This window comes from Kitasatospora sp. NPDC059571 (assembly GCF_042735675.1).
Classification (GTDB): domain Bacteria; phylum Actinomycetota; class Actinomycetes; order Streptomycetales; family Streptomycetaceae; genus Kitasatospora.
In genome coordinates this window covers 1-4342 of sequence record NZ_JBHWBW010000582.1, presented here as the reverse complement: position 1 = coordinate 4342, position 4342 = coordinate 1, and the positions used below count along the sequence as shown (strand labels likewise).

General features: G+C 75.3%; 4 protein-coding genes and 1 pseudogene. 4 read left to right on the top strand and 1 reads right to left on the bottom strand.

Translation table 11 applies throughout. The features are described from left to right. Positions 1–43: 43 nt before the first annotated feature. Positions 44–640, bottom strand: coding sequence for a 50S ribosomal protein L25/general stress protein Ctc (locus tag ACFV0G_RS35950; protein ID WP_380557004.1), 597 nt, complete (start codon positions 638–640; stop codon positions 44–46). 247 nt (positions 641–887) lie between these two features. Here ACFV0G_RS35950 and ACFV0G_RS35945 point away from each other — a divergent pair, with 247 nt between their 5' ends. From ACFV0G_RS35945 to ACFV0G_RS35930, 4 genes and pseudogenes are all read left to right on the top strand, one after another. Further along, positions 888–1952: an acyl-CoA dehydrogenase family protein gene (locus ACFV0G_RS35945; RefSeq protein WP_380557002.1), complete on the top strand. Its 1065-nt coding sequence runs from the start codon at positions 888–890 to the stop codon at positions 1950–1952. Next, complete coding sequence (locus tag ACFV0G_RS35940) at positions 1946–3712, top strand: acyl-CoA dehydrogenase (RefSeq protein ID WP_380557000.1); 1767 nt, start codon at positions 1946–1948, stop codon at positions 3710–3712. The genes ACFV0G_RS35945 and ACFV0G_RS35940 overlap by 7 nt, the downstream gene beginning before the upstream one ends. After that, a complete protein-coding gene (locus ACFV0G_RS35935) occupies positions 3709–4026 on the top strand; it encodes an acyl carrier protein (protein WP_380556998.1) in 318 nt (105 codons plus the stop codon). Before ACFV0G_RS35940 ends, ACFV0G_RS35935 begins: the two co-directional genes overlap by 4 nt. Continuing rightward, positions 4023–4342 (top strand): annotated as a pseudogene (locus tag ACFV0G_RS35930) (3-oxoacyl-ACP synthase); the annotation flags it as partial. The gene ACFV0G_RS35935 and the pseudogene ACFV0G_RS35930, both read left to right, overlap by 4 nt.

Below are 4342 nucleotides of genomic sequence, written 5' to 3'. Positions count from 1 at the left end.
CTCCAGGGCGGAGCGGCCGGGGCAGCGGTCAGGAGATCGAGGCTCAGGCCTCGACGGCCTCGCCCTCGGCGGCGGCCTCCTCCTCCTCGGTGACCTCGGCGGCCTGGGCGCCGATCACCTGGAGGACGACGGCGTCGCCGTCAACGGCCAGCGTGGTGCCCTTGGGGAGGGCGATGTCCTTGGCGTGGATGGAGGCGCCGGCCTCCAGGCCCTCGACGGAGACCGTGACGGACTCGGGGAGGTGGGTGGCCTCGGCCTCGATCGGCAGCGCGTTCAGGACGTGCTCCAGCAGGTTGCCGCCGGGGGCCAGCTCGCCCTCGGTGTGCACCGGGATCTCGACGGTGACCTTCTCGCCGCGCTTCACCAGGAGCAGGTCGACGTGCTCGATGGAGCGCTTGATGGCCTCGCGCTGGACGGCCTTCGGCAGCACGTACTCGTCCTTGCCCTCGATCGGCACGACCAGCAGGGCGTTCGGGGTCTTCAGGGCCATCATCAGGTCGTGGCCGGGAAGGTTCAGGTGGACCGGGGCGTGGCCGTGGCCGTAGACGACACCGGGGACCAGGCCGGCGCGACGGGCGCGGCGCGCGGCACCCTTGCCGAACTCGGTGCGGGCTTCGGCGGCAAGGCGGATCTCGGACACGACTGCACTCCTCGTTGAGAAAAACTGGCGCGGGTGCAGGAACGACAAAACCGCCGGGCCACACCCTCAAGTACCTTGGGGCAAGCTCGGCGGCGACGACTGATGTGCAGCGCGTCGATCACGGTTGCGGCACCCGCACGGGCACGCGGCATCCCTCGCCGAGCAGTTTCACGAGTCTAACCGGTGCCGGCGTCAACCGGGAAATCGGCCCCCCCGCCGGGGGCCCGCGGGGGCGGCCCCCCTCGCCGTGGTCGGCGCCGAGGGCGGCGGCACCGAACTCGTCCTCAAGGCCCTGCAGATCAGCCGCACCCTGTGCCCCTCGCTGTCGCTCGGCGCGATGGACGCCGCGCTGCGCCTGCTGGTCCGCTTCAGCCGCGAGCGCGAGCTGTACGGGCGCCGGCTCGCCGACCTGCCGCTCACCCGGCGCACCCTCGCCGACGCCTACGCCGACCTGCTGCTCTGCGAGGCGCTGAGCACCGTCGCCACCCGCAGCATCCAGGCCCTGCCGGGCGAACTGAGCATCACCGCCGCGGTGGCCAAGTACCTGGTGCCCACCATCGGGGACGAGGTGATCGGCGCGCTCGGGCACCTGCTCGGCGCCCGGTCCTTCCTCGCCGACCACTACGCGCACGGGATGTTCCAGAAGATCGCCCGGGACCACCGGATCGTCGGCATCTTCGACGGCAACACCCTGGTCAACCTCTACTCCCTGGTCGCCCAGTTCCGCGGGCTCGCCCGCGGCTACCGGCGCCGGCCCCAGCAGCCGCTGCCCGCCGAGCTGTTCGGCCTCGACCGGGCGCTGCCGCCGTTCGCACCGGACGCCCTCGCGCTGGTCTCCCGCCCCGGCAGCTCCGTCCTCGGCGCCCTCCCCGACCTGGTCGCGGCGCTGCGGGAGGAGGCCCGGGAGCGCCCGGCGCTGGGCCCGGCGCTCGCCGCCGCCGAGGAACTCGCCGCTGCCGCGGCCGCCCTGCACGAGAGCCTCGGCGGCCGGGTCGAGTCCGTCACCGGCACCTCACCGGAGAGCTTCGAGCAGGCCCGCGCCTACACGCTCTGCTTCGCCGGCGCGGCCGCCCTCGGCCTGTGGCTGCACAACCACGACGCCCACCAGGACGACCCGCCGTGGCGCGACGGCCGCTGGCTGCACGCCGTGCTCGACCGGGTGCTGCGCCGGCTGCCGGGACCGCGCCGCCGCGACACCGCCGCGCCCGCCCCCTCCGAGGAGCTGGCCGACGCCCTGACCCACCAGTACGAGCAGGGCCTCCTGTTCTCGCTGCTGCACTGCCCGATCGCCGAGGGACCGCCATCATGCTGAACCCGACCACCACCCTCCCCGCGCCCGCCGAGGCGGCGCCCGACGCCGTCGACGCGCGGGTCGCCCGGCTGGAGGCGCTGTTCGGCGACCCCGCCCGCGCCGACAACCCGCTCGGCCACGCCGCACTGCTGGAGGCGGACGAGGCCGGCCGGCTCGTCCCCGAGGGCGAGAAGCTGCTGGACGCCTTCGGCCTCAACCACGAGTTCGTGCCCGCCGCGCTCGGCGGCCGGCTGCGCCGGGTCGACGACCTCGTCCGGGTGCTGCGCCCGGTCTTCCGCCGGGACGCCTCGCTCGGCCTCGGCTACGGCGTCACCTCCTTCCTGGCCGCGGTCGCGGTCTGGTCGGCGGGCAGCCCCGAGCAGCGCCGCCGGACGGCCGACCTGCTGCTGGGCGGCGGCAAGCTCGCCATCGCCTACCACGAGCTCGCGCACGGCAACGACTTCGTCCGCAACGAGTTCCGGGCCGAGGCGGCGGACGGCGGCTACCTGCTGCACGGCCGCAAGGAGGTCATCAACAACGCCGAACGCGCCGCCGGCCTGGTGCTGTTCAGCCGCACCTCGCCCGAGCCCGGCAGCCGCAGCCACTCCGTGCTGCTGATCGACAAGGCCGGCCTGGACCCGGACCGCTACGACCACCTGCCGCGGTACAGGACGGTCGGCGTGCGCGGCTGCGAGATCGGCGGCTTCGACTTCCGGGACTGCCCGGTACCGGCCGACGCCCTGGTCGGCGCGGCCGGCGACGGGGTGGAGACCGCCCTGCGGTCCTTCCAGATCACCCGCAGCGCCGTGCCCGGCATGGTGCTCGCCGGGGCCGACACCGCGCTGCGCACCGTGGTCGGCTTCGCCGCCGGGCGCCGGCTGTACGGCCGCCACGCGCTCGACATCCCGCACGCCCGCGCCGCCCTCGCCGGGGCCTTCACCGACCTGCTGATCTGCGACAGCCTCTCGCTGGCCGGCACCCGCGCCGTCCACCTGCTCCCCGAGCAGACCAGCGTGTACGCCGCCGCCGTGAAGTACCTGGTGCCCAAGGTGCTGAACGAGACCATGTACGACGTCTCGATCGTGCTCGGCGCCAACTCCTACGTCCGCGAGGGCGACTTCGGTATCTTCCAGAAGCACGTCCGGGACATCCCGATGACCAGCCTCGGCCACGCCGGCTCCGCCGCCTGCCAGGCGACGATCATCCCGCAGCTGCCCCGGCTGGCCCGGCGCTCCTGGCCGGGCGGCGGCGAACCCGCCCCGGACGCCCTGTTCCGGCTGCACGAGGACCTGCCGCCGCTGGACACCGACCGGCTGGTGCTGGCCGCCGGCCAGGACGGCCTGGTCGGCTCCCTGCTGGCCGGCGCCGATCGGCTGGCCGGCCCGGACGGGCCCGACGCCGCCTCGTACGGCACCGAACTGCGCGCCCTGGCCGCCGGGCTGACGGCCGAGCTGCGCCGCCTCCAGGAGGAGTGCGACCAGCTGCGCCCGCAGGACCGCACCACCCTGGCCAACCCGCACGCCTACGCCCTCGCCGACCGCTACGCGCTGGTGCTCGCCGCCGCCGCCTGCCTCGGCGTCTGGCAGCAGCAGCGCGGCACGGACGCCTTCCTGGCCGACCCGGCCTGGCTGGTGGCGGCCCTGCTGCGGATCACCCGCCGGCTCGGCCTGCCGGTGCCCGACGGCGTCACCGATCCGGCCGACCACATGCTCCACGAGCTGCTCGCCCGGCACGAGGGCCGCCGCAGCCTCGACCTGTACGACACGCCGCTCGCCCGATGACGCGCGAGCCGACCACCAACGAGAGGGGGCACACGATGGGGACGTCCGGTGCCGACCGCCTGGAGCACGAGTTCCGCGAGTGGCTGCTGGACCGGGTCGCCGAGTACGCGCGGCGCCCGCGGTCCGAGATCAGGGTCTCCGTGCCGTTCGCGGAGTACGGCCTCGACTCGGTCGCCGCGCTCAGCCTGTTCGGCGACCTGGAGGACGCCTTCGGGCTGTACCTGGAGCCGACCGTGGCCTGGGATCACCCGACCGTCGAGGCGCTCGCCCGGTACCTGGTGACCGAGGCGGCCGCCGCCGATCCGGCCCGGTGAGCGCCGCCCCGGCCCGGATGCGGCTGGCCGCCGCGGCCACCGCCCTGCCCGGCCCGCCGGTGGGCAACGCGGAGCTGGGCGCCCGGCTGGGGCTCGCACCCGACTGGATCGACCTGTTCATCGGCACCCGCACCCGGCACTTCGCGGTCGACCTCGCCGACGGGACGGTCCGGTACGGCCTGGCCGACCTCGCCCAGGAGGCCGGCCGCACCGCCCTCGCCCGGGCCGGGCTCGGCCCCGGCGGCGTGGACTTCCTGGTGCTGGCCACCGCCACCCCGGACGCCCGGTTGGCGGCCACCGCCGCGGTGGTCGCCGC

Coding starts and splice junctions, on each gene's coding strand:
- ACFV0G_RS35940 (WP_380557000.1), top strand. CDS start 1,946: ATGCTGAACCCGACCACCACCCTCCCCGCGCCCGCCGAGGCGGCGCCC.
- ACFV0G_RS35935 (WP_380556998.1), top strand. CDS start 3,709: ATGACGCGCGAGCCGACCACCAACGAGAGGGGGCACACGATGGGGACG.